The organism is Sphingomonas melonis DAPP-PG 224 (assembly GCF_000379045.1).
Lineage (GTDB): Bacteria > Pseudomonadota > Alphaproteobacteria > Sphingomonadales > Sphingomonadaceae > Sphingomonas > Sphingomonas aquatilis.
Map to the genome: position 1 here is coordinate 801,835 of NZ_KB900605.1, position 23,454 is coordinate 825,288.

25 protein-coding genes are annotated in these 23,454 nt (G+C 68.4%); 18 read left to right on the forward strand and 7 right to left on the reverse strand.

What is annotated here, in order from left to right; translation table 11 throughout:
• Position 1 precedes the first annotated feature (1 nt).
• Genes SPHME3_RS0103965 through SPHME3_RS0103980 form a run of 4 tightly spaced genes read right to left on the reverse strand, consistent with a single transcriptional unit; the run spans position 2 to position 3,430 of the window.
• Positions 2-652: a hypothetical protein gene (locus SPHME3_RS0103965; protein WP_017980581.1), complete on the reverse strand. Its 651-nt coding sequence runs from the start codon at positions 650-652 to the stop codon at positions 2-4.
• Positions 652-1,401, reverse strand: coding sequence for an AAA family ATPase (locus SPHME3_RS21275; RefSeq protein WP_020486643.1), 750 nt, complete (start codon positions 1,399-1,401; stop codon positions 652-654). The genes SPHME3_RS0103965 and SPHME3_RS21275 overlap by 1 nt, the downstream gene beginning before the upstream one ends.
• Positions 1,398-3,206 carry a Mu transposase C-terminal domain-containing protein gene (locus tag SPHME3_RS0103975; RefSeq protein WP_017980579.1) on the reverse strand — a complete coding sequence of 603 codons (1,809 nt, stop codon included), beginning with the start codon at positions 3,204-3,206 and terminating at the stop codon, positions 1,398-1,400. Before SPHME3_RS0103975 ends, SPHME3_RS21275 begins: the two co-directional genes overlap by 4 nt.
• A complete protein-coding gene (locus SPHME3_RS0103980; protein ID WP_017980578.1) occupies positions 3,203-3,430 on the reverse strand; it encodes a helix-turn-helix domain-containing protein in 228 nt (75 codons plus the stop codon). The genes SPHME3_RS0103975 and SPHME3_RS0103980 overlap by 4 nt, the downstream gene beginning before the upstream one ends.
• Positions 3,431-3,589: 159 nt before the next feature.
• On the opposite strand from SPHME3_RS0103980, the gene SPHME3_RS0103985 reads away from it, so the two are divergent.
• Positions 3,590-4,264, forward strand: a complete 675-nt coding sequence (locus tag SPHME3_RS0103985) for a LexA family transcriptional regulator (RefSeq protein WP_018250573.1) — start codon at positions 3,590-3,592, stop codon at positions 4,262-4,264.
• Positions 4,252-4,638 carry a thermonuclease family protein gene (locus tag SPHME3_RS0103990; protein WP_017980576.1) on the forward strand — a complete coding sequence of 129 codons (387 nt, stop codon included), beginning with the start codon at positions 4,252-4,254 and terminating at the stop codon, positions 4,636-4,638. The genes SPHME3_RS0103985 and SPHME3_RS0103990 overlap by 13 nt, the downstream gene beginning before the upstream one ends.
• 15 nt (positions 4,639-4,653) lie before the next feature.
• Here the strand turns inward: SPHME3_RS0103990 and SPHME3_RS0103995 are convergent, their stop codons facing one another.
• Entirely contained in the window at positions 4,654-6,873 is a 2,220-nt protein-coding gene (locus SPHME3_RS0103995; protein ID WP_231376740.1) for a KAP family P-loop NTPase fold protein, read from the reverse strand.
• Positions 6,874-6,911: 38 nt separating this feature from the next.
• Positions 6,912-7,298, reverse strand: a complete 387-nt coding sequence (locus tag SPHME3_RS0104000) for a hypothetical protein (protein ID WP_020486641.1) — start codon at positions 7,296-7,298, stop codon at positions 6,912-6,914.
• Between the two features lie 202 nt (positions 7,299-7,500).
• On the opposite strand from SPHME3_RS0104000, the gene SPHME3_RS0104005 reads away from it, so the two are divergent.
• The 3 genes from SPHME3_RS0104005 to SPHME3_RS0104015 are packed head-to-tail and all read left to right on the forward strand — an operon-like array spanning position 7,501 to position 8,416.
• Positions 7,501-7,710, forward strand: coding sequence for a YozE family protein (locus SPHME3_RS0104005; RefSeq protein WP_017980573.1), 210 nt, complete (start codon positions 7,501-7,503; stop codon positions 7,708-7,710).
• On the forward strand, positions 7,707-8,069 hold the full coding sequence (locus tag SPHME3_RS0104010; RefSeq protein ID WP_231292065.1) for a hypothetical protein: 363 nt from the start codon (positions 7,707-7,709) through the stop codon (positions 8,067-8,069). Before SPHME3_RS0104005 ends, SPHME3_RS0104010 begins: the two co-directional genes overlap by 4 nt.
• The gene (locus SPHME3_RS0104015) at positions 8,066-8,416 is read left to right on the forward strand and encodes a hypothetical protein (protein WP_017980571.1); all 351 of its coding nucleotides are present in this window, start codon (positions 8,066-8,068) and stop codon (positions 8,414-8,416) included. Before SPHME3_RS0104010 ends, SPHME3_RS0104015 begins: the two co-directional genes overlap by 4 nt.
• Here SPHME3_RS0104015 and SPHME3_RS20970 read toward each other — a convergent pair.
• Positions 8,413-9,726 (reverse strand): DUF6161 domain-containing protein, encoded by a 1,314-nt coding sequence (locus tag SPHME3_RS20970; protein WP_145957887.1) that lies wholly within the window; start codon positions 9,724-9,726, stop codon positions 8,413-8,415. The two genes, SPHME3_RS0104015 and SPHME3_RS20970, sit on opposite strands and share 4 nt — an antisense overlap.
• Positions 9,727-9,819: 93 nt before the next feature.
• Here SPHME3_RS20970 and SPHME3_RS0104025 point away from each other — a divergent pair, with 93 nt between their 5' ends.
• From SPHME3_RS0104025 to SPHME3_RS0104085, 13 genes are all read left to right on the forward strand, one after another.
• The gene (locus tag SPHME3_RS0104025) at positions 9,820-10,758 is read left to right on the forward strand and encodes a hypothetical protein (RefSeq protein ID WP_017980569.1); all 939 of its coding nucleotides are present in this window, start codon (positions 9,820-9,822) and stop codon (positions 10,756-10,758) included.
• A 33-nt stretch (positions 10,759-10,791) separates the two neighbouring features.
• A complete protein-coding gene (locus tag SPHME3_RS0104030; protein ID WP_017980568.1) occupies positions 10,792-11,172 on the forward strand; it encodes a DUF2190 family protein in 381 nt (126 codons plus the stop codon).
• A gap of 47 nt (positions 11,173-11,219) precedes the next feature.
• On the forward strand, positions 11,220-12,170 hold the full coding sequence (locus SPHME3_RS0104035; protein WP_017980567.1) for a hypothetical protein: 951 nt from the start codon (positions 11,220-11,222) through the stop codon (positions 12,168-12,170).
• 54 nt (positions 12,171-12,224) lie between these two features.
• Entirely contained in the window at positions 12,225-12,563 is a 339-nt protein-coding gene (locus tag SPHME3_RS0104040; protein WP_017980566.1) for a hypothetical protein, read from the forward strand.
• A complete protein-coding gene (locus SPHME3_RS0104045) occupies positions 12,560-13,285 on the forward strand; it encodes a phage protein Gp36 family protein (RefSeq protein WP_017980565.1) in 726 nt (241 codons plus the stop codon). The genes SPHME3_RS0104040 and SPHME3_RS0104045 overlap by 4 nt, the downstream gene beginning before the upstream one ends.
• A complete protein-coding gene (locus SPHME3_RS0104050) occupies positions 13,285-13,815 on the forward strand; it encodes a phage virion morphogenesis protein (protein WP_017980564.1) in 531 nt (176 codons plus the stop codon). Before SPHME3_RS0104045 ends, SPHME3_RS0104050 begins: the two co-directional genes overlap by 1 nt.
• Positions 13,815-14,234, forward strand: coding sequence for a phage tail terminator protein (locus tag SPHME3_RS0104055; protein ID WP_017980563.1), 420 nt, complete (start codon positions 13,815-13,817; stop codon positions 14,232-14,234). Before SPHME3_RS0104050 ends, SPHME3_RS0104055 begins: the two co-directional genes overlap by 1 nt.
• Positions 14,235-14,441: a hypothetical protein gene (locus tag SPHME3_RS0104060; protein WP_017980562.1), complete on the forward strand. Its 207-nt coding sequence runs from the start codon at positions 14,235-14,237 to the stop codon at positions 14,439-14,441.
• 4 nt (positions 14,442-14,445) lie between these two features.
• Positions 14,446-15,390 carry a hypothetical protein gene (locus SPHME3_RS0104065; RefSeq protein ID WP_017980561.1) on the forward strand — a complete coding sequence of 315 codons (945 nt, stop codon included), beginning with the start codon at positions 14,446-14,448 and terminating at the stop codon, positions 15,388-15,390.
• A 12-nt stretch (positions 15,391-15,402) separates the two neighbouring features.
• Entirely contained in the window at positions 15,403-15,798 is a 396-nt protein-coding gene (locus SPHME3_RS0104070; RefSeq protein WP_017980560.1) for a hypothetical protein, read from the forward strand.
• A gap of 137 nt (positions 15,799-15,935) precedes the next feature.
• Positions 15,936-16,145, forward strand: coding sequence for a DUF1799 domain-containing protein (locus tag SPHME3_RS0104075; protein WP_081609163.1), 210 nt, complete (start codon positions 15,936-15,938; stop codon positions 16,143-16,145).
• The gene (locus SPHME3_RS0104080; protein WP_018250575.1) at positions 16,142-19,882 is read left to right on the forward strand and encodes a hypothetical protein; all 3,741 of its coding nucleotides are present in this window, start codon (positions 16,142-16,144) and stop codon (positions 19,880-19,882) included. Before SPHME3_RS0104075 ends, SPHME3_RS0104080 begins: the two co-directional genes overlap by 4 nt.
• A complete protein-coding gene (locus tag SPHME3_RS0104085) occupies positions 19,879-23,448 on the forward strand; it encodes a coiled-coil domain-containing protein (protein ID WP_026189059.1) in 3,570 nt (1,189 codons plus the stop codon). Before SPHME3_RS0104080 ends, SPHME3_RS0104085 begins: the two co-directional genes overlap by 4 nt.
• Positions 23,449-23,454: the final 6 nt, after the last annotated feature.

Sequence of the window (23,454 nt, forward strand, 5' to 3'; positions counted from 1 at the left end):
GTTAACCCTCCCCCCCGGCCGCAGCGGGGTCGGTATCCTTCCGCCGCAGGCTGACCGCGGCGGGGGAGATGTCGGTGGCGATGCCGGTGTTGCCGTCGACGACCAGGCGGCGACGAACGCCGTCCGCCACCTGCTGGCGCACGACCGGCGCTTTTGGCCCGGTGTTGCGGACGAGGCGATAGGTCGACCAGCTGCCGGTCTGGCTGTTGCCGCGGGCGAGCTGGCGGACGTGGCCCGAGCGGTGGAGGACGTTGAGCATCTCCTCCGTCGACCGGCGCGAGACGCCCGCGGTCATCTGCAGCGTCGGCACGTCGAAGCTGCCGTGACGCGACAGGACGCGCATCGCGCTCCACAGCGCCTCGCGCGCGGTGCGGCGGCGCACGGCGATGCGGCCGGTAAGGTCGACGCGCGGGGGCCTCGGCGTGCGTTCGGTCGTGTCGGTCATGGCAAAGCGCCGGGGCGAACCCTCCGTCCGCGTGACCAGGCCGGCGCTGACCCAGCGCGACAGACGGTGCTGGATCGCGTTGGGGTGCGCCGCGGTGGCAAGGTGCAGTTCGTGGACGGTGGCGGGCGCCGCGGCGTCGCTGAGCGCGCGCCACAACGGTTCCTCCACCTCCGGCCGGACATCGAGATAGACGGCATAGCCGGGCATCAAGCCGCCTTCCGCGTCAGCACCGCGCCGGTGCGGAACTTGCGTCCGTCCCAGTCGGCCAGCGCGATCCGGTCGCGGCCGGCGGCGATCGCGTGCTTCTGCACCATCTGCAGGTTGGTCACGAGGCGGCGGGTGATGCCGCCGGTCGCCGCCAGGATCGCGTCGAGCAGATCGTCGGCGACATCGACCTTCTGGCAGTAATAGGCACGCAGCAGCCGCGCGTCGCGCAGGTCGGCGGGCTGCGCCGGCGTGGCGACCAGGATGCGGTTGTCGAACCGCTCCCACGCCTTCAGCTTGGCGGGCAGCGCCTCCTCGCCGATCATCAGCACGGGAATGCGCGCATTGTCGTGGATGTCGCGGATGATCTCGACCGACTTTTTTGTCACGAGGTGATCCATCTCGTCGACGATCAGCGGCTGCGGTTCCTCCAGCAGCTGATCGACGACCTGGTCGAGCAGCCGCGGCGCGGTGCGCGCGGGGCTGGTGATGCCGATCTCGACCGCGATCGCCTCCAGCAGCGAACGCTGCGTCCAGATCGATTTCGCGACGACGTACGCGGCGTTGAGCCGGGCGGCGACGGTCGCCGCGGCGACCGACTTGCCGTAGCCCGATGGGCCATAGAACAGGCCCATCCGCGGCGAGCCTTCCTCGGCATCCTGGCAGTCGAGCATCGTCGACAGGCCGAGGCGCATGTTGGTGAGCTGCGCGGGTTCGCTGATCCCGCGCAGGGTGGGCATGGAGTCGGTCACTGGCTGATCTCCCTCAGGGGCTGAAGCGGGGCGGGCGCGGCGGATCGGCGCGCCTGAAAGGGGCCGCGCAGAATCTTGTCCGCGCGATATTCGGAGGATTGGGCGTGCAGCCGGGCGGCAGCGAGCGCATCCGCCGCGACGTCCTGGCCGGCATCGTGCGCGGCAAGGATGCGGTCGGTGTCGGCGATGCGGTCCTCGACCGAGACGGGCACGGCACGCGCAGGCGCGCGGCGGACCGCGGCCTCCAGCGCGGCGTCGCCGGGCAGATCGGGGGCGGCGTCGGGGATGCTGGCGAGCATCGGCGTGACGTGCGCCGCGGTCCGCACGGGCAGCGTCGCGAGCTTGCCCGCCGCCTCGGCATCGCGGCGCAGCAGGTCGTCGCGGGCGCGCTCGAACGAAAAGTCGCGGCGCTTGGCGCGCAGCTCGGCGCGTTGCTCGGCCATCCATGCCGCCTGCTGGCGCCGGGCCTCGACCGCGAACCGCTCCTCCGACAGGCCGGAGCGTTCGGCATTGACCGCCGTCGCGATATACTGGCCGTCGGCATCGAACACGAAGATCGCGCCCAGATCATCCTCGTCCCGGCGCAGCATCACCTGCCGGCCGACCCAGGCGGCGAGCGGCGCCGCCCAGTAGCGACCATGCTTCCACTGCACGCCGCGCTTGGTGACGGTGGCGGGGCCGATCGCGGCGGACAGCGCGAGGCGCAGCGCCGCCTCGTCGGGCGCGGCGCGGGCGGGCCGCGGCGAATTGGTCCAGCGCGATATCGGGCTGGCGCCGATGCCGGCATGGTCGCGGAGGTGGTACACACCGTCCAGCCAGGCGTTGATGACGACCTGCAGCTCGGCCGCGGTCAGCTCGGGGACGATCACCGCGCGGCCGGTGCGCACCTTCGCCGCCTGGCGCAGCTTTGCCGCCTGCGCGACATTGTGGCCGGCGAAGCCGTCGAGCAGCGCGGCGCGTTCGCGGGTGAAAGTCCCGAACATGCGCTCGACGAACGGTTTCTTGTCGCCGCTGGCGGGCGGCACCGGCTCATGCTCGATGCCGAGCAGCGGCAGCGCGGTCGCCATCGTCTGGTTGATGTAGCCCGAACCTTGATCGGTGCGCAGCCGTTCGGGCATCACGCCCCAGGCGGTGATCGCGGCGACCAGCGTGCGGCGCACCGCCTGCGCGCTTTCGGAATCGACGACCAGGTAGAAGGTGCGGCGCGACCAGACGTCGACGATGCCCAGGATCGACTTGCGCCCTTCGCGGCACAGCACGTCGGCGCGGGTGGTGTCGATCTCCCACACCTGATGCGCATGGGTGACGGCGGCGTCGGCGCGACCGAGCGCCAGGCGGTAGCGGCTCTTGTACAGATCGGGATCGCGCATCGAGGCCAGCAGCGCGGGTTTCTCGGCTTCGATCCGGCCGATGAAGCGGGCGAGTGTGCGGCGCGAGGGCAGCACAGCAAAGCGCGTCGACAGCAGTTCCAGGATGCGCGCGGCCGACAGCGGCCGTTCGGCGAGCAGCACCTCCACCGCATCGGCGACCGCCGGGTTCTGCGTGAAGAAATCGGTGCCCTTCGGCCGGCCGATCGCGGCGACGCCCGCCTGCGCCGCCCAGCGATCGGCAAGGTCGCGGCGCGCCGCTTCCGGCAGGTCGGCGACCGCATATTGCCGCCCGCCGCCCCGCCCGACGCGCGCGATCGACGCCCAGCCGGCCCGCTCGGCGAGCAGCTGCACGCCGCGCTTCGTTTCCGGCAGGCCGTCCAGCGCGAGCGCTGCGATCTCGCTGGGGGACAGATGGGTGCGGCCGACCAATGTCATGCCGACTTGCCAGACCGAGTTTCGGGCCGGTAGTTATCCACCACGCCCCGGATGTCCCGCGGCGCATCTTGGAAGAGGCCGTTGATGGCGCGCTGCACGCGATCGCTCTTGCGACCCGCCAACACTCCGCTGACCGACTTGAGCGGCAGATTTTCCGCGCGTTCGAACGCCTTGAGGCTGCCGAAGCGTTTGCGGATCGCAGCCTTGACGTCTTCGCGGTGCAAACGCGGCCTCCACCTGTTGCCTGCTGAAAACTCAGCGAGGGGATCATTCATGCCGAAAAGTCGGCCTGAAAACTCGTTATGCTCAAATGTGGGCGGCGGCAAGCCGAAAAGTCAGCATGAACGGTGGGCGATGCCGAAAATTCGTCGCGAGAATGCGGCATGACCGTCGATGTTGATCATCAGTCGATGGAGGACCGCATCGCAGCAGCGCTGGGCCACCGCGATTATGCCTGGCTGTCGCATGCGGCAGGCATCCCGATCAGCACGCTCAACGGCTACCGTCGCAAGGGCTTCGTCAAGACCGAGGCGGTGATCGCGATCGCCGCGGCGCTGGAGGTCAGCCTGGACTGGCTGCTGCTCGGCCGCGGCGAGATGCGCGACGGCCATGTCGCGACCGACGACGGCGACGTGCTGAGCGTGCCGGAATTCGACATCGAGGTCGCGGCCGGCGCCGGACGCTTCAGTTTCGATCGGCAGGAGCCGATGGGCTATTGGCCTTTCCCCAGCGCCTGGCTCGCCCAGTTCGGCAATCCCAAGCACCTCAAGCTGGTGACGGTCGTCGGCGACAGCCAGGAACCCGAGTTCGGCGACGGCGACCGCGTGCTGGTCGACACCAGCGCGAACCGCCCGCGCGACGGCATGCACGTCGTGCGTCGCGACGGCACGCTGCTAGTGAAGCGCCTTCAGATGCAGGGCGCGACGATCGTCCTGAAGAGTGCCAACCCGGTCTACACCGACATCGTCGTCGAGGTGGAAAGCGAGGAGGGCACGTTCGAGGTGCTGGGCCGCGTCGTCGGCGCGATCAAGGTGGTGGGCAACCCATGGCGCCGCTGATCGCGCTTGCCTGGGTGACGCTGGCCGTCCCCTGCCACGCGATCGACGGCGACACTATCAAATGCGGGACCGAACGGATCCGCCTGCTCGGCATCGATGCGCCGGAGATGCCCGGCCATTGCCGCCGCGGGCGCGTCTGCGTGGAGGGCGATCCCTATGCGTCGAAGGACGCGCTGGCGGCGATGCTGAAGGGCAAGGTGCGGATCGACCGGGTCGGGTACGACCACTACGGCCGCACGCTGGCCCTGGTGGAGGCCGGCGGGCATAATATCGCGTGCATGGCGCTTGAAGAGGGGATTGCGACCTACAAGGCTTGGTATGATAACGAAGGCCGAATACGACAAGCATGCAAGCGATCGTCTGCGCGACAATAAATAGCGCTGCATGGCCTAACCAGTTTGGTCCGCCTCGTGTTGCTGCCAAGTTGCCATTAGTGCGTCGAGATCCTCTCCGTCGAAGCGCATATTAGATTTGAGTGAACGGATTGCAGCTTCCGCGGCCGCCACAGGGGGATCGCCTTGTGCGAGCTGGCTGAGCCGCTTTACGATCTTCGATGGCTGCTTGAAGAATGCCGATAGTGCGTCGAGCGACAACGAGGAATTCACCGAGTAAAGCTTAGACACAAAAGTCAACAACCAGCCGTCGGATTGCGCACGGGCCTCGATGCGGCTTTTAAGGTCGTCCCGGCCGCCCGCCTGTGACCAGGCATAAAGGATATTCGTCGCGGCTTGGTGATTCAGTACGCCATCGAGACCCATGGCGTCGTATCGACGCAACATACCGATGCGAATCTCTTCGAACGTCTGAGCAGATGCCAGACATTCGTGCACGTTTCCACGGTCGCCGAAAAACCCCTGATTGAACGTCTCGTCCCGAAGCAGATAGGTCAGAAACCCAAGCGATGTTCCGTTGGTAAATAGCAACCGGAAAAGGCGCTGGAACCGTTCTGGTTCCACACCGTCATGGAGCTGCCGCAATACAGCTCGTAACAGATACCAGACCTGGGGATAGCCCCAATCATCGATCCCAACCGCGGCGAGATCATCCGCTGCTTCGCTCAGGCCCATCACGAGAGCCTCCAGCGGCCATGTGCTATACACCTCCCGGTCCGTGTACCGAAACTCGTCGAGCAATCTTTCGGCTTTGCTAGCGCCCGCGTCACCCTTTTGCAGCCCCATCAAGACGATCAGATATTTTACATTTTCGGCGCTCGCGTTTGCTGCAGTCAAAAGACGTTGAACGTCATCTTCCGTTACAGCGTCCGGCGAGTCTATAAGAGTAAAGAAAAGGCGTGTATAACTCGGATTGGCAAGCAGCCCGTCGTTACTCCTTCCACCATAACGCCCTTTCTTTAACTGGTAAAAAAGACGTTCATCCTTCTTCTTATTGAAGGCTTGAGTTTGGATTCCGGGCAGATGACGCTCAAGTTCAAACTGAATTTTGTCCCATTCAAGCCCGTCGGCTGCAAGCGCGGCGTTCAAGCCCTTTCCCATTTCCGCTTGCTGATCTGACGATACGACTACTCGACCGCTGGAGAGGGCTACGCTTGCGACAAGATATTCCTCAATCCAGCCGTACAAATTTGGATGCCCAACCGCGATCATGCGCAACCATACAAGATCGGCCAAATCCACGCGTGACTGAAGACTAGGCCAATAAACCCGCAGGCTGTCCAGCACTCTGACAACGGCGCGGGGTGTGCCCATAACTCGACCACCTGTCTGATCAATGACCTGCTGGAGCTGGCTGACCCGGTCTTGACGACCTTGTGCGAAGCCTTGCAGCTGCGTCGAGAACCAGCGGCGGAGCGCGAAGGATTCTGGCTGCGGGACCGCAACTGCAGTCTGAATAATCTTTTCGAGATAATTATTGCCGTTGGGCAAGCCCATGCCCGCTTCGATTGCATGAGCAAGAATGCGTCTGTCGTAGCAGAGCAGGTAGGACACGTTCGGAAAATCGGCGACGGAACGCACAAGGCGCAGCAGCTCCGCAATTTCCTTCGGCTCCAGCCTGTCGACATCGTCAATCGTTACGACAATCCGACAGTCGAGCTTGAGGAGGGACGCTGATAGCCTCTCCTTCTGTTCTACCAAAGTGGGGCCTTCCGTTTGCTCAGCGGCTGCGGCGGCGATCTTTTCGATGATATCACCGGCAATGGTCGCTCCGGGAACAAATAGGCCAGCGACGCCAGCTAATTTGCCGACGGGACCCAGATGACGGGCGAAACTCTTCACCTGGGCCGCAACATCCTTTGCGGCCAACGTCGTTGCCCTCGTCGCATCTCCTCCCTCGCGTTCCAAGCCGGCAATCGCCTTGGCGAGTTCCTCGAAAAGAGAGTTCAGCAGTTGATCGCGGTCTCCGATGAGCCATGGCCGGAACTCGACCGCTGCAACTTTTCCTGTGTCCATGGCGCGCAGCTTTTTGAGGGAAAGCGCGAGTAAGCTGGACTTCCCTGATCCCCATTTCCCCTCAAGGCCAAAGACGAAACCCTTACTGCCGGGTTGTACGGTGAGCGCATCGGCGATGCGATCGGCTAATGATGAAAAGCCAAATCGGTCTTCGTCATCCGTACGGATCGGGCGATCACCGTCAAATTCTGCCATGCTCATGTTGAACACTATGGAGTGCGAGTAGCTGAAAGCAATACTCACAATATTCGACGCGGCCCTTCCACGGTTCGGGTCGTGCAATGAGTCTGCCAGACGCTATCAAATGACACACGATTGTTCTCAAGTGCAGCTTCACCAGCGCCGTTGGCTGCGTGCCACCCCTCATGCATCTCGACCTGCCCGTATTTCCGCACCAGATCGTACACCAACCGCAGCGTCGGCTTGCCTGCCCCCGGCGGCGCCTTAATCTCGGCGCACGCGAGAAACCCCGGCTCGCCGCCCGCGTACCAGCTGGCCACAACCGGCGCGGGGGCCGGAGCTTGTTCCTGAGCAGCGAAGCGTTCGACCGCCGCCTGATCCTCCGGTTTCAGCGCCTGGCTTGAACACCCCGCGAGCGCCAGCGCGGCCAGCAGTGCCTTTCGCATCGAATCCCCCATCCTTCCGATCGCGACCGTAAGGCCTCTGGAGGCGCGCGTCAGCGGCTCGACGATGTCCGGTCGCCGAAAGGGTGCGCATCGCGCTGTGCGGGCTGCACAGGGGCAGGACGGCGGCTTGGCGATCGACGGACTCGACAGATGACCGACCCGGCGGCATGTTCCTGTTCTGTTCTGCGAATCGGGAGGTCATATGCAGCAGCAGTTCGGCGGGTGGCTCGTCACCCAGAAGGGGCGGATCGACTGGATCGGGCAGCTGGCGGACAGCGCGGCGCGCGATCCGCGGTTTCCGCAACGCGCTGATCCCGATGGGGTACGCGCGCACCTGATCGCGCGCGGCGCCGACGGCGACATGTTCGAGATGCTGGACGATGCCGAACGCGAATGGCGGCGCGGCGCATGAATCGCGATCCCCTGACCGGCCGTTTCATCAGCCATGCCGAAGCGTGCGCGCTGATCGTGGCAGCGGGCGATCGGCGTCGCCGCTGGGAGCGGCGCGAGCGGCTGGGGCCGCCGGCCGCGGTGATCCTCGCCAATCCAACCGACCGCTTCCCGCGCTGGCGCCTGCGCGTGTTCGATCGCTGCTGGCCATGGCGGGCCTCGCGCGGGCAGGCGGTGGCCGACGCGCTGGCGAGCCGCAACGGCCGGCGCGAGGACGGCACCTTCTATCTCGACGCCTGCGCCTTCATCCAGCGCGACCCGCCACCGTTCCTAGAGCTGGCACGTCGACGCTACGCCGCGATCGAGGATGTCGAACGATGAGCCTGATCCGGTGCGAGACGATCGGCGACTGTGCCCGGCATGGTATCGTGGTCGAGGTCACATGTCGGGGATGCGGGCGCCGTCGGTATTTCGTCCCTGGCTGTCTGCTCGCCTCGCGCGATCCGCGGCGGCGTAGCCTGCGGTTGAACATCGACCTTCAGCGTTTGGGCACGATGATGCGTTGCAGCGGCGGGAACGGTCACGTCGGTTGCAATACACGCGGGGCCAGTGTGCGCGGCATCCATCCCGATTTCCTACCGCGCACCCCCGCTGGCGTACCTGCGATCGCCTGGCTCAACGCCAACGATCGCGAGCGCCGCCGCTTGGAGCGGATCGCGCGGGGTTAGCTGTTACCGCCCTTCGCGCCGGCGATCGACGACAACAGCGCGGCCGGTGTAATACCAGGCGGACCATCGTCGCGCACCATGCCGTCCTGCACCGGGCGGAACAACGCTTGAAGCACGATCGGCCGATCGGCCGCGTTGGCAGCGTCCGCCTCGATCAGACCAAGATACGCCTCCATCATCGCACCACGCGCGCTGGCATCGATCGCGAGGTGATGTTCGGTCGTATAGAGCCGGACGAGAATTCGCATCGCCCATAGGTACATGGTCAGCCAGGCTAGCGTGATCGCGCCGGTGAAGATCAACTCGTAGTGGAAGGTGGGGCGCAGCGTGCCCGCAAGCAACTTGGCCGGTGCGCCGGGTACGATGGCGGCGTCGAACAACGGCTTCGCCAATTTGAACGCGATCACCGCGACAAGCGCTGCGAACACCAAGCCCGCGATGCCAACGATAATCGACATGGACTGCCACTTGGCGGCCTGTTTCGAGTGCTTCCCGGCACGCTCGGCCCAGAGCGCAGCGGGCTTTTCGAGTTGGCGCTGCTCACCCTGGGCGGAAATCCAACCATCGAGCTTTGTTTGCGCATCTTGTATCGAACCTGCAAACCGGCTCTCTGCAGCTGCGACCGCCGATTTGTTTATCGCTTCGATATGCGTCGCCTCCTCGGCAAGTTTTCGCCAATTCTCAGTGGCTTCCGCTTTATAGGTCATCCACTCCGCGTCGACCTCCGATCGCTGTTGCAATACCGTCGCTGATACAGAGGCGATCATCTCGTCTATTTTTGATATTGATCCATTAATCTGATCAATACGATCTGATACTGTATCGACCTTTGCTCTGGCTGACCGCTCAGCATTATCTTGTTCAAATTGCCGGTATGTATTTAGTATTATCTCAAAGAGCACTACGCCACGAAATTGGACATTATCACTCCAGTCTAGTTCACCGGATCCTATCCTATAATATATTGCGGCCGCATTTGCCGAATCTACCCCCAGATTATTCAGTACATACGTTAAAGACCTGCCATATGCAGAGTTAATCTCTACCAAACTATCGGTTTCATCTCCAAGAAAATACTCTCTTTCCGAAGTTTTGTTTCGCCCTCTACGCCGAAAACCATCGATGTCGTCTTTTATATGGCGCCACGCGAGCACTGGCTCCGCGTAGGCGCCCGGATTGTTCTGTAAATTTGGTCCAAGTGCTTTTTCCCATCGAGCGATCTCATCTTGCACCCACACAATTGCGGATGCCTCATCTGGAAAAACTCTGCGAACTCCTCGATCGGGATTACGAATTTCAATAGTGATCATGGCCTTAATCCCCGTCCTGTTCAGCAAGAGCTAACCCACTGCTTCCGCGAGCGGAAGTCCTGCGCTGATCGCGCGCGCGCGTAATTCCGCGGCATGGCCCGCGCTATTCGCATCCTTCGTCCCGGCACCTTCACCGATATTCACGGCACCAAGGTCACGTTCGCGCAGGCGGACCTCGACGACCTGATCGCGTCCTACGACGCGGGCAGCGATCCCGCCCCGCTGGTCGTCGGCCATCCCAGCACCGACGCCCCCGCCTATGGCTGGGTCGGCGCGCTCGCGATGGAGGACGGCAATCTCGTCGCGCTGCCGTCCGAGGTCGCGCCCGCCTTCGCCGAGGCGGTGGAGGCCGGGCATTACCGCAAGGTCTCGCCGCAGCTCTATCCCCCCCACAGCCCGTCCAACCCCAAGCCCGGCCACTGGTATCTCCAGCACGTCGGGTTCCTCGGCGCGGCGGCGCCGGCGATCAAAGGGCTGGGCACCTACGCCTTTTCGGACGCGCCGGCCGGCGCGGTCACACTCACCATCGAGGAATTTTCCATGACGACTGCACCTGAGCAGCCGGTGGACGCAGTCGCGTTCGCCGAACAGGTCGCCGCGCTCGACGCGCGAGAGACCGCGATCGCCGCCCGCGAGGCGGCGCTGGCCAAGGAGCGGCGCGACGCCGCGCATGCCGATCACGTCGCCTTCGCCGAGGCGCTCGTCACCGGCGCGCGGCTGGCACCGGCGGGCCGCGACCGGGTGATCGGCCTGCTCGACCATCTCGACGCGACGCAGCCGATCGCGTTCGGCGAGGGCGATGCCAACCGGATGACGCCCGCCGCGGCGTTCCGATCGCTGCTGGACGGCGCGCAGCCGGTGATCGCGCTGGGCGAACATGCCGGCGCCGATCGCGCCGCCCCCGACGCGGATGCCGACCCTGCGCTGATCGCCCGACGCGCGGTCGCCTTCGCCGAGAAGAGCCGCGCCGCCGGCACGGCGATGACCATTCAGCAGGCCGTCCGCATCGTCGCCGACGATCCGGCCGCCTGATCCCCCACCCCCTCACACCACAGGACACCCATCATGGCCGGACGTACCGACGGTCTCATCAAGACCTTCCGCGCCGGGGCGGCGATCGCCCCCTATCTCTTCGTCAAGTTCGGTGCCGACGACCAGAGTGTCGTCCCCGCCGCCGCGGCGACCGACGACATCCTCGGCAGCAATGTCGAACTTGCCGCCGCGCAGGGCGAGCGGATCGACGTGGCGCTGGGCGGCCTGCCCGAAATCCGCCTGGGCGGTCCCGTTGGGCGCGGCCGACCTATCACCTCGGACGCCGCCGGGCGCGCAGTCGAGGCGGCGCCCGCCGCCGGTGTGCGCGTGCGCATCGCCGGCTTTGCGCTGTCGACCGGCGTCGCCGGCGACATCGTCGCCTACCGCGCCGCACCCGGCTTCGTCACCGGCTGACGCCCCCTTTCACGCCCGCTTCAACCCGCTTTCAGGACGCATTTCCCATGGCCGTTTCGCCTTATCCCATCGACCCCGCGCTCACCGCGATCGCCATCGCCTACAAGAACCAGGGCTATATCGCCGACATCGTCGTGCCGCGCATCACGGTCGGCAAACAGAACTTCACGTTCATGCAGTACGGCATGAACACCTTCTTCGACACGCCCGACACGCTGATCGGCCGGCGCGGCCAGGCGAACCAGGTGACGATGGACGGCGTAGAGGTGCCCGACGTCACCGAGGATCACGGCCTGGAGGCGCCGGTGCCGCAGGCGGATGTCGCCAACGCCGATGCCCGCTACGACCCGCTCGGCAATGCCGCAGCGCTGACGACCGAGCTGATCGAGGTGCGCCGTGAAATCCGGGCCGCCGCGCTGATCTTCAACCCTGCGACCTACGATCCCGGCCTGCGCGTCACGCTGGCGGGCACCGACCAGTTCGACAACAAGGACGCGGACGCCGACCCGGAGCGCAATGCCGTAACCCGCATCTCGGACGCGCTCGACAAGTCGCTGCTGCGCCCCAACCAGATGGTGTTCGGCCAGCGCGGCTGGACCAAGTTCCGCCGCCTGCCGAGCATCGTGAAGGCGATCCGCGGCGATCGCGGCGGCGGCCTCGTCACCCGCGACGAGGTGGCGGCGCTGTTCGAGGTGAACGAGGTCGTCGTCGGCCAGGCGTTCGGCAACCAGGCGCGCAAGGGCCAGGCGGCGCAGATGAGCCGGCTGTGGGGCAACCACCTCGCGCTCACCTACAAGGCGCCGGTGCTTAGCCGCGAGACGCCGACCTTCGCCGGCACCTTCACCTGGGGCGAGCGCGTCGCGTCGCAGCGCGAGATGAAGCCGGGCGAGATGGGCCTGCGCGGCGGCACCGCGGTGCTGGTCGGCGAGAGCGTGAAGGAGCGCGTGATCGCCGCCCAGGCCGGCTATTTCTTCGAAAGCGCCTTCTCCGCTGCCTGATCCCCGCCGCGCGGCGGGCATCGATCCGCCGCGCGCCCAGCCCCAGAGCCTGCCATGACCTACCCCTATCGCGTCGCGCGCACCGTGATCTTTCGCGGCAAGGACCACGCGCCCGACACCCCCATCACCTTCGACGCCGACGATCCCGCCGAGGCGGCGGCGCGCGACGACCTGCTCGCCCTGGGCGCGATCGACGACGATCCCGACTTCGCCGAGGTGGAGCAGCTGAAGGCCGCGGCGCCGTCGAAGCCCCGGCCGCTGCCCCGCCAGACCAATGCGGAGCTGCTCGCCACCGCCGCGGCCGAGGGCGTCGACGTGCCCGGCGACGCCACCAACGCCGTCCTGATCGCCGCGATCGAGGCGAAGCGCGGGGCGGCCGGTGCCGGCGCATGATCGTCACGCTGCTCAAACAGCCGGGCGAAACGCTGCGGCCGGTCGTGCCGTTCGCCACTTCGGCGCCGATCGCGGCCATCCTCGCCACCACCACCGTCGCGCGCGGCCTCGTGCCCGGCGGTGCGCCGCTCGTCGCCGCGGCGAGCGTCGCCGGCGGCAGCGTCACGCTCGCGCTCGTCGGGGGTGCGGACGGCGAACGGTATCTCGTCACCGTTCGCGCGCGCGACGCCGCGGGCGCCGAGCTGGAGAGCGAGGTCGAGGTGACGGTGATCGACTGCACCTGGGCCTTGCCCGACGGCGGCGCGCCCTGGCTGGGCATCGCGGGCTTCGTCCGCCGCTTCGGCCTGGACGAGGTGGTGCGGATGACCGACAGCGACGGATCGGGGCGGATCGATCGCGACCTGCTGGTCGACGCGCTGACCGACGCGCAGGCGATCGCCGCCGCGCATGTCGCCGATCGCTATGCACTGCCGCTCGCCAGCGTGCCGCGCGTGCTGGAGATGGCGGTCGGCGACCTCGCCCGCGCCCGGCTCTATCCGCGCGGCGCGCCTGAGGGCGTCGCCGACCAGGCCAAGGCAGCAGCGCGACTGCTCGAACGGCTGCAGGCGGGGCAAGTGTCGCTGGGCCTGCCCGCCGCCGAGTCGCCGGCCACCGCCAGCGACACGCCCGTGCTGATCGCACCCGGCCTGCGCGCCTATCCCGACCGGCTGGCGGATTACTGATGGCTGCCTTCGATGTCGCGATCACGCTGCGCGACGACGTGTCGGACGCGCTCGGCCGGCTGGCGACGGCGGGCGGCGACATGACGCCGGTGATGAAGGATATCGCCGGCCACCTCGCCGACACGACCCGCGAGCGGTTCGAGACGAGCCGCGATCCCGATGGCGTGCCCTGGAAACCGTCGCGCCGCGTGCTCGGCCTCGACGGCAGCAGGGACGGCCATGGCCCGCACCGCCCCGACGGCAAGACGTTGGTTGACAGCGGCGACCTGCTCGCCTCGATCGCCGAGGACTGGGGCAGCGACTATGCCGCCGCCGGGCCGGAGGCGTCGGGCGGTGCGGCGATCTATGCCGCGATCCACCAGTTTGGCGGCACGATCCGGCCCAAGGTGAAGGCGGCGCTGTCGTTCGCCGGCCGGCTGTTCGCCAGCGTCCTCATCCCGGCCCGCCCCTATCTGGGCTTCAACAGCGAGAACGCCGATTATGCGATCGGCGCGATCGACGACTATCTCGCCCGCGCGATGGCCGGCTGATGCACCTGTCGCTGACCCCCATCGTCGAACGGCTGCGCGCGGCAGGCTTTCGCCAGGTCGAGGGCGTGCTGGAACTTGCCGGCAAGCCCGATGAGCCGCGCGTCGTGCCGGCGCTGTTCGTCGTGCCGACTGGCGAACGCGCCGGCGCCAGCACCAACGACGTCGGCCGCAACCAGCCGGTCGACGTCGGCTTTTCGGTGTTCGTCGCGGTCGATGGCGCGCGCCGCAACGCCGCCGGCATTTCCGAGGAGCTGACCGTCCAGGTGCGCGCCGTGAAGGACGCGGTGGTCGGCTGGACGCATCCCGATGCCGCGCGCGCGTGCGCCTATTCGGGCGGGCGGCTGGCTTCCGCGGCCGGAAGCCGGGTCAGCTGGGAGGTGCGGTTTACCACGCGCTACCACGAACGAAGGACGAGCTAGGTGGCCCGCGACATCAAGACGACCCAGGCCGATCCCACGGCCCCGCGCCCCGTCGATCCCGACGGCCGTCAGCACGACGACTGGGGCCTGCCGCTGAACGGCCCGGCCCGCGCACGTGCGCTTGGCCTCGCCGGCAAGCCCGACCCGCGCGACGATCCCGCCGCCTGGGCGCCCGTCCCCGCTCCCGCAACCCCGCCCCAGGACTGATACGATGGTCGCCACCACCAAGGTCATCTTCCGCAAGAAGGAAGCGACCTACGCCACCGACGCCGCGCCGACCGGCGCCGCCAATGCCGCGATCACGCGCAATTTCACCGCCAAGCCGGTCGTCACCGATCGCCTGGCGCGCAACCGCGACAGCAATGTGCGCGGCCGGACGAAAGACGCGCCGTCCAACGTGCGCGCGACTTTCGGCTACGAACTGGAAGCCGCCGGCAGCGGCACGCCCGGCACCGCACCGGCCTGGATGGAGGATTTGGAGGCGTGCGGCATGGCCGCGCCGGTGCTGACTGCGGGCGCCAGCGCGGTGCAGCGCTTTGCACCGATCGGCGCAGCGCTGTCATCGCTCACCGCCTATCACTTCCACGGCAACCAGCGGCGCATCAACATCGGCGCACGCGGCACCTTCTCGTTCGACTTCACCGCCGGGGCGGAGCCGGTGTTCAAGCTCGATTTCACCGGCCTGCTGCCGGCGACCGCCGACTTCGGGATCAGCGATGCCGCGCCCGGTGCGATCACGCTCGACCAGTGGAAGGACCCGGTCGAGGTCAACGACGACAACACCGATTTCACCCTGGGCGGCTATGCCGCGGTGCTGCGCGCCTTCACCGGCGATGTCGGCGCCGAGGTGAAGCTGCGCAGCCTGGTCGGCGCGCGCTACGTCAATCGCGGCAACCATGCGATCACCGGCCGAATCGTGTGCGAGGCGCCGACGATCGGCGCCAGGAACTATTTCCGCACCCTGAAGGCCGGCGACGAGATCCCGGTCCAGCTGATCCACGGCACGACGCCGGGCAACATCGTCCAGCTCGACGGCGCACACCTGCAGATCACCGAGATCGACCTGCAGGAGGAGGACGACACGCTGATGCTGTCGATCGCCTACGGCCTCAACGTCGGCACGACGCCCGACGACCTCGTCATCACCGCCAAGTAAGGACGCCGTTCCGTGACCACGCTCCCCTTCAAGATCGTGAAGCAGCCGCGCGCCTGGTGGCCGGTCGCCTGGCCCGGCGTCGCCGAGGACGGCGGCATCGTCGACAATCGCATCGAGCTGCGCATGCGGCTGCTGAAGGTCGACGAGGCCGGCCAATTCATCCGCGACGCGATGCAGGCCGCCGAACGCGAGGGCGACGAGGGTGTCGACCTTGCCGCCATCTACGCCGACCTCGTCGCGCGGATCGCCGACGACTGGCGCAACGTCCATGCCGAGAATGGCGAGCCGTTGCCCTGGAACGCGGCCAACCTGCGCCTGCTGATGAACGAGCCGAACATGTTCACCCACGTCTTCCGCGCCTTTCGCGCCTGCCTCGCCGGGCAATCGGGGATTCGCGAGGGAAACTGATCGCCATCGCGCGCGGCTGGGCCGGCGGGCGCGGTGGCGGACAGCCGGCCGACGATGCCGCGACTGGCAGCGCCGCCGCCGCGATCGCGGCGATCGCGGCGCGCCGGGCTGGTGGGCGGAGCGACGACGCGCCGGAAATCGGGCCTGAGGACTGGGATGCGGTGCGCCTGTTCTACCGCCTGCACGGCCAGTGGCGGGTCCATGCCATGTCCGGCGTGCGCCTGGGAATCGATTATGCCGCGGTCGCGCCGACCGCGACGCTGATGGGGATCGGCATGACGCCGGCGCTGTTCGACGACATCGCAATCATGGAGCGCGCGGCCCTCGCCGTGTTCGCCGCCGCATGACCGAGCTCGTTGCCCGCGTCGTCCTGCGCGCCGATTCGCGCAGCCTCGTCACCGAAGCCGATCACGGCACCGCGGCGGTCGACCGGCTGGGCGATGCCGCCACCAGGGCGGGCGCGGACGCCAAGGCGCTGGGGGCCGGCGCGGAGAATGCCGCCGCCGGGGTGCGCGAGACCGGCACCGCCGCCACGGGCGCGGCCGGCGCGGTCGCGGCGCTGGGCGCGGCGGGGCGCCAGGCCGGCGCCGCCGCACAAGGCCTCGCCACCGACCAACGGCAGGCGGCCGCCGCCACCGCAAACCTCGGCGGCCAGCAGCAACAAGGCAGCGCACACGCCGCATCGCTCGCCGCGGCGAACGCCCAGCTCGCCCGCGAGATGGAAAGTGCGCGGGCCGACGCCGCGCAGCTGACGACCGAACTGCGCCAGCTCCAGGAGATCAACGCCAGCCTGGCGGGCCGCGTCGACGTGCTCGAATCGCGGCTGAAGGGTGCGAACCGCGAACATCGCGACGGCGCCGTCTCGTCCGAGCGGCACGCGTTCGGCATCCGCAACCTGGGTCAGCAATTCGGCGACCTGGGTCTGTCGATTGCCGGCGGGATCAGCCCGGCGCGCGCCTTCGGCCAGCAGGCGGGGCAGATCGGCTATGCCATGTCCGAACTGGGCGGCAAGGCGGGCAAGGTCGGCGCCTTCCTCACCGGCCCATGGGGTATCGCGCTCACCGTCGCCGCCGCGGTCGCCGCGCCGTTCGTCGAGGAATTGTTCAAGGCCGGCGATGCCGCCGACGCCGCGAAGGTCGGCGCCGATGGGCTAAGCGAAGCGCAAAGCGTGCTGGGTGCGGTGTTCGACCTCACCACGGGTAAGCTCAAAAAGCAGAACGAAATGCTGCTGCTCAACGCGCGGCTGACGGCGATCAACCTGCGCGGCGAGGCATCGAAGCTGCGCCAGTCGTCCGCGCAGGCGTTCGAGGGAGCAGGGCGCCAGTCGATCGCGGACAAGCTGACGGGCGCGGCGCAGGGCAGCGGCCAGGGCCTCGGCGGGATGCTCGTCGGGGCGCTGGCCGGCACCGACACGGGATCGCAGAACGCCCGCAACCTGCGCAGCGTCGTCACCGGGCTGCAATCGGGTAAGATCACCTCCGCGGCGGCGCTGCGCGCGTCGGAAAAGATCGATTTCTCCGGCCTTAAGATCAATCGCGAGCAGTTCCAGCAGGCGCTGATCGACGCGGCGACCGCGCCGGTGAAGGATCGCATCGCCGATCAGATCGACAAATCGCTGACCGACGGCGTGCTGGCACCCGAGCTGCGCCGCGACAAGCCTGCGGGCAAGCCGAAGAAACCGGCCTCGACCGCCGCGCGCGACGAATTCGGCCGCGACGCCGGCGACCGGATCGCCGCGATCACCGGCCAGTTCGACCGCACGCCCAGCGCGCTGCAGAAAACCAATGTCGAGATCGCCAAGCTCGACGACCTGATCGACGACCTCGGCCGCCGCAAGCCGCCGGGGTTCGAAGGGCTGATCGCCTCGGCCGAGGCGGCGAAGACGGTGGTGCGGCGCGGGCTGATCGAGACGGTCGCCGAATCGTTCGACCGGCCGCGCACGCTCGCCGACCAGGCGGCGAAATCCTACCGCCAGCTCGACGCGATCGCCGCCGACCTGGAGCAGCGCCGCCCGCCCGACCTCGGTCCCCTGCTCGCCTCGGTGGAGCAGGCCCGCGGCGCGATCGCCGAGGGCCTCAACCGGCCGTTGCGCGAACTCGTCGAGAGCCAGGAACAGTCACTGGCGGTCGGCCGGCTGATCGCCGCCGGCCGCGCCGACGAGGCGGAGGCGCTGCGCGTCATCAACCAGCTCCAGCGCGAGATGGGACCGCTGACCGAACGCCAGAAGGCAGCGGTGCTGGCGACGACGCAGGCGCTCGCCGCGCAAGATCGCCAGATCGAGCGCAATCGCCAGCGCCAGCAGCTCTACATCGACGCGCTGTCGCAGATGCGCGACATCGTCCGCGCCGCGACGCAGGACTTCGCGCGCGGCGACCTGGGCCAGTTCCTGAAGGCGCCGGGGCGGATGCTCGACACCTTCCTGTCGCTGAAGGCCGACGACCTGTTCGACCGCCTGTTCGAGGATGCGTTTCGTGACCTGCGCGACCAGGTGAAGGGGACGAGCGTCGTCGAGGATGCGTCGGCGCGGATGGCGGATGCGGTCGACGCCGTGTCCGGCCAGACCCGGCAGACCACGCACGCGCTGGGCGACCTCGCCGACGCGGCGAGCGGCGCCGCCGGCGCGATGCGCGGGACGGGCGCCGGCCTGCCCGCGGCGACCCCGGACGGCGGCGCCGACATCGTCGTCACCGGCCGGCGCGACCGGCTGAAACCCGAATCGCTCGTCGCCAGCGGCATCGAGCGCCTCGCGACGAAGCTCGGCCAGCAGATCGGCATCGACAAGGACAAGGCCGGCCAGATCGGCAAGTGGATCGGCGAGAAATCCTCGACCGCGCTGGCCGGTGCCGCGACCGGCACCGTCGTCGCCGGTCTCGCCAATTCGCTGGGGCTGAAGATGAGCGGCGGCGGCGCGCAGATCGGCGGCGCAATCGGGAATTTCCTGCCCATCCCCGGCGGGTCGATCATCGGCGCGATCGCCGGCGGCCTGCTCGGCGGGCTGTTCAAGAAGGCGAAGTACGGCACCGCGACGATCAGTTCGGACGGGACGGCGACCAGCGTCGGATCGTCGGGCAACAACGGCGCGGCGAAGGGCACGGCCACGGGCCTCGCCGGCCAGGTGCAGCAGGGGATCGCGCAGATCGCCCAGCAGCTGGGCGGCGTGCTCGGCAAGTACACCGTGTCGATCGGCACCTATGACGGCAAGTACCGCGTATCGACCAGCGGCCAGACCGGCGAGATGTCGTTCGGCAAGAAGAACCGCGCGAACTGGGCGACGCTGAAGAATTTCGGCGACGACCAGGCCGGCGCGATCGCCTTCGCCATCGCCGACGCGATCGCCGACGGCGCGATCGCCGGAATCTCGCCCGCGGTCGCGCAGGCGCTGCGTTCGTCGAGCGACATCAACGCCGCGCTGGCCGAGGCGCTGAAAGTCGCCGACCTCGAAAAGCTGCTGGGCGGGGTGACAGGCCAGCTGCAAAGCATCTTCAAGACCTTCGACACCACCGCCGCCGAGCGCGTCCGGCTTGCCAAGGCCTATGGCCTCGACCTGCTGGCGGTCGAGAAGCTCAACGCCGAACAGCGCGCCGACCTGCTCGACCAGACGCTGAAGGGGCGGATCGGGTCGCTGAAGGAGCTTTTGTCCAACCTGACCTATGGCGACCTGTTCGAAGGGTCGCCGGTGGATCGCCGCGCCGCGATCCGGCGCGAGATGGAGGAGGCGAAGGCGGATGCGGAGGCGGGCGTCGCCGGCGCCGCCGATCGCTATGCCGCCCTCGCCCGCCAGCTGATCGAAACGTCGAAGGAAGCCTTTGGCACCGCCGGCCCCGAATATGCCGCTGACCGGGCGGAGGCGCGCGCCGAGATCGAGCGGATCATCCAGCTCGAAACGCAGCGCGTCAACGCCGCCGCCGGCGTGGACCAGGCGACCGCCGACGCCGTCGTCGCGGGCAATGCGCTGACCCAGCAGATCGTCGCGCAACAGGGCGAAACTAATGCGCTGCTCGGCGCGCTGGTCGACCTCGCCGCCGCGCCGCGGGGCGGGGCCGTGTTCGCCGACCTCGCGCTCACCACGCGGGGGGCGGCATGACCGCGGTCGTGGCGGTGGAAGCCGCGCCCTGGGATGCGGCGACCGGCGCGGCGGTGCCGGTGCGGCTCGCCGGCGGCGGGCAGCGCCATCACACCTGGAAGGGCGGGACCGACTGGCGCGGCGGCATCGTCAGCGTGCCGCTGGCGCAAGCGGCGCTCGGCTTCGACCGCGACGGCTTCACCGGCGGCGCGATCGCCACCACCGCCGCGCTGGGCTTCATGCCCTCGATGGCGTCGACCGCCGCCTTCCTCGCCGCGCTGATGTGGGAGGATGCGCCGATCACCGTGTCGGTCGGCGACGATGCCGCGGGCGAGCCGGTGCTGACGCCGCTGATCGCTGGCACCGTCGCGGGCTATCGCATCGGCGGCGGCCGGTTCGAATTCACCCTGTCCGACATGGCGGCGGGCCTCGCCAAGCCGTTGGTCACCGCGACCTTCGCCGGCACCGGCGGGATCGAGGGCGACGCCGCCGCCATCGGCCGCCTCAAGCGGCGCAGCTGGGGCGTGTGCGCCAATGTCGAGGGGCGCATCCTCCTTGCCGCACACAATATCTGGGAATTCGGCGATCCGGCCCGGCCGCTCACGGGCTTCGGCGCGGTACGCGACCGCGGCCGGGCGGGGCCGCTGGTCGTCGTCGGCTGGGTGGGATCGATCGCCGACACGCTGGCGGCGCTGAAGGCCGCTGCGCCCCCCGCCGGCGGGGCCGCGGTGGCGCCGGCGATCGCCTGCGTCAAATGGTGGACGCAGCCGTCGGGGCCGCTCACCGCCGACCTTCTGGGCGAAACGGGCGACGGCTATGTCGAGACCGTTGCCGCGATCGCCGCGCGGATCGCCGCGGCCGCGGGCGTGACGCGCGTCGCGGACCTGGCGGCGTTCGTCGCAGCCCGGCCGCACCCCGCCGGGTTGCACGCGGGCGAGGCCAGCGAAAGCGCTGCGGCGATGCTCGACCGACTATTGCTGCGCACCTCGCTCGCCTGGGGCGTGTCGCCGGCGGGGGTGCTGCAGCTGCGCTCGATCGCCTTCGCCGATCCGGTCGAAACGATCCGCTTCGCCTCGGTCGAGCGGGTGGGCGGCTTCGCGCCGGTGACGGCGCTGTCGATCGGCTATGCGCACAATCACCGCCCGCATACCGATGCGGAGATCAGCGCAGCGGTGCTGGCGGGCGATGTCACCTATGCCGACGGCACGCCCGTCGAGGCGCTGAAGCCCGCCGAAGCCGGCGCGACCAACAGCGCTGATCCGCAAAGCGCGTTCGGCGGCAAGAAGGTGATCGACGCGCTCCAGGTGATGGAGCGGGTGCCGGTGATCGCCGCCGACGTGTCCGATCTGCGCGACGCACGCATCCGGCTCGATACGGCGGTCGCAGGCCTGCGCAGCGACACCGATGCCGCGGGTGTCGCGATCGGCGCGCTGGACGATGCGGTCGCGGGCGGTGCCGCCGCCCGCCGCCAGATGGAGCAGGACGCCGGCCGGCTGTCGGCCGCGTCGCTCCAGCTGCTGCTGATCGCGGACGGCTTGATCCAGCGGCTGCGCGACGCCGGCATCGCCATCGACCCGAACACCGGCGTTGTCCGCATCTATGCCGTCGATGCGCTTGCCGAACGCCAGCGCTCGGCGGAGATCACGCTCGATGCGCAGGCCGCGCTCATCCGGTCGAAGGCGTCGAGCAGCGAGGTCGACGAGAAGATCCTGAAGGCGGTGCTCAACCCCGAGCAGGTCGCCCAACTCGAACCGCTGGTCGCGCGTCTCGCCGCGATCGAGGTCGCGCAGGACGGCATCCGTGCCGAGCTGCGCACCAAGGCCGAGCTGGTCGAACTGTCGCGCGCGGTCGCCCGCCTCACAACCGCCGAACAGGCGATCAGCGCCACCGACGCGCTGGTACGGACCAAGGTCGCCCAGACCGAGTTCGACCAGGCGCTGTTCCGCATCGCGTCTGCCGAGCAGACCTTGCAGGCCTATGGCGACGTGTCGCGGCTGTCGCTGGAGCTGCGCCAGGCGCGCGCGGACAACCGGGAGAGCGGCGCCGGCCTGCTCGCCGCGGTGCTGGCAGGCAACGACGCGGCGGTGCGCCAGATCAGCGCGCAGGCGGACCTGCGGCAGGAGCTTTACGCCAGCATCACCGGTGTCGGCGACGCGCTGACGCTGGAGGTGCGGGCGCGGACGCTGCTCGCCGCAACCGTGGGCGACCTCGATGCGCGCTCCGTTCAGGACCGGCAGCTGCTGATCCGCGCCGACGCGGTGCTCGCACAGGATATCGACGGGCTGCGCGCGGCGTCCGACAGCCAGGCCGGCGAGATCGCGACGCTGCGCAAGACCTCGGTGGATACCATTGGCGGCATCACGTTGCTCGGCACGACGCTGCGCCAGCAGGTCCGCCGGGCGGGCGAGGCGGACGGCGCGACGCTCGCCGGCGTGCTGGCGGGTGACGAGGCGGCGCGGCGGATCGCCACCGGGCTTGCCGAGGTGCAGACGCAGCTGACCGCGACGCTCGTCGCCGGTTTCTCGGCCGCGGCGGCCGAGCGGCTGGCACTGCGCGCGCAGATCGACGCGGCCGACGCGCGGTACACGCGTGAGGTGCGGGCGACCGCCGACCGCTTCAAGTCGGTGACGCAGGCGATCACGGCGCTGGAAACCGAATACGGCCGCCAGTCCGCCGACCTCGTCGCGACGCGGGCCGACATCGCTGATCTGGCGCGCACGACCAGCGCAGCCGACAAGGCGACCTCCGAGCTGATCACGGGACTGCGCGCGATCGTGAATGATCCGGCGACGGGGCTTGGCAAGACGCGTGCGGAGCTGGCGGCGCTGACCGATGCGGTCGCGACCCAGAACACCGCCGCAGTCCGCCGGCTGGAAACGCTGGAGGCGAGCGTCAACGACCCGGCGACGGGTCTCGCCAAGACGAGGGCGGCGCTGGCGGACCTCGCCAAGGCATTCTCCGATGAGCTGTCGGCCAATGCTGAATCGTTGCGCGAGGTCCGCGCCAGCATCGGGACGGCGACGAAGGAGGTCGCCGCCCAGGCGGAACAGGCGCGCAGCGCGGGCGAAACCCGCCTGCGCACCGATATCGCGGACAAGTACGAGCACACGATGGACGCCATCGACTCGGCCAACGCGCTGCGCGATGCCGGTGATGCTGCAAACCGCTCTGCGATCGGGCAGGTCGACAGCCGCGTTACCGACGTTGCGCGGGCGCAGGCGAGCGACAAGGCGGCGCTGTCGGAAAGCATCAAGCAGGTATCGACGACGGTCGGAGGTCATACGACCACGATCGACTTTCTGCTCCGATCGCTCGATGGCAAGGAAGCGGTCGCCCAGCTGACGATCAACGCCAATGGCAAGATCACCGGCTTCGTCATCAATGGCCAGCAGAGCGTCTTCGCCGTCGCGGCCGACAAGTTCATCGTCGGCAACAGCCAAATCTTCGAGATTGACACGACGACGGGCCAGACGGTGGTCAATGCGATCAAGGCGGGGATCATCACCGCGCGCGAGATCGCCGCGGGCGCCGTTCAGCAGACGGTCTTTTCCGTCACCGATGCCGACATCGTGATCCAGTACGGGTGAGGCGCG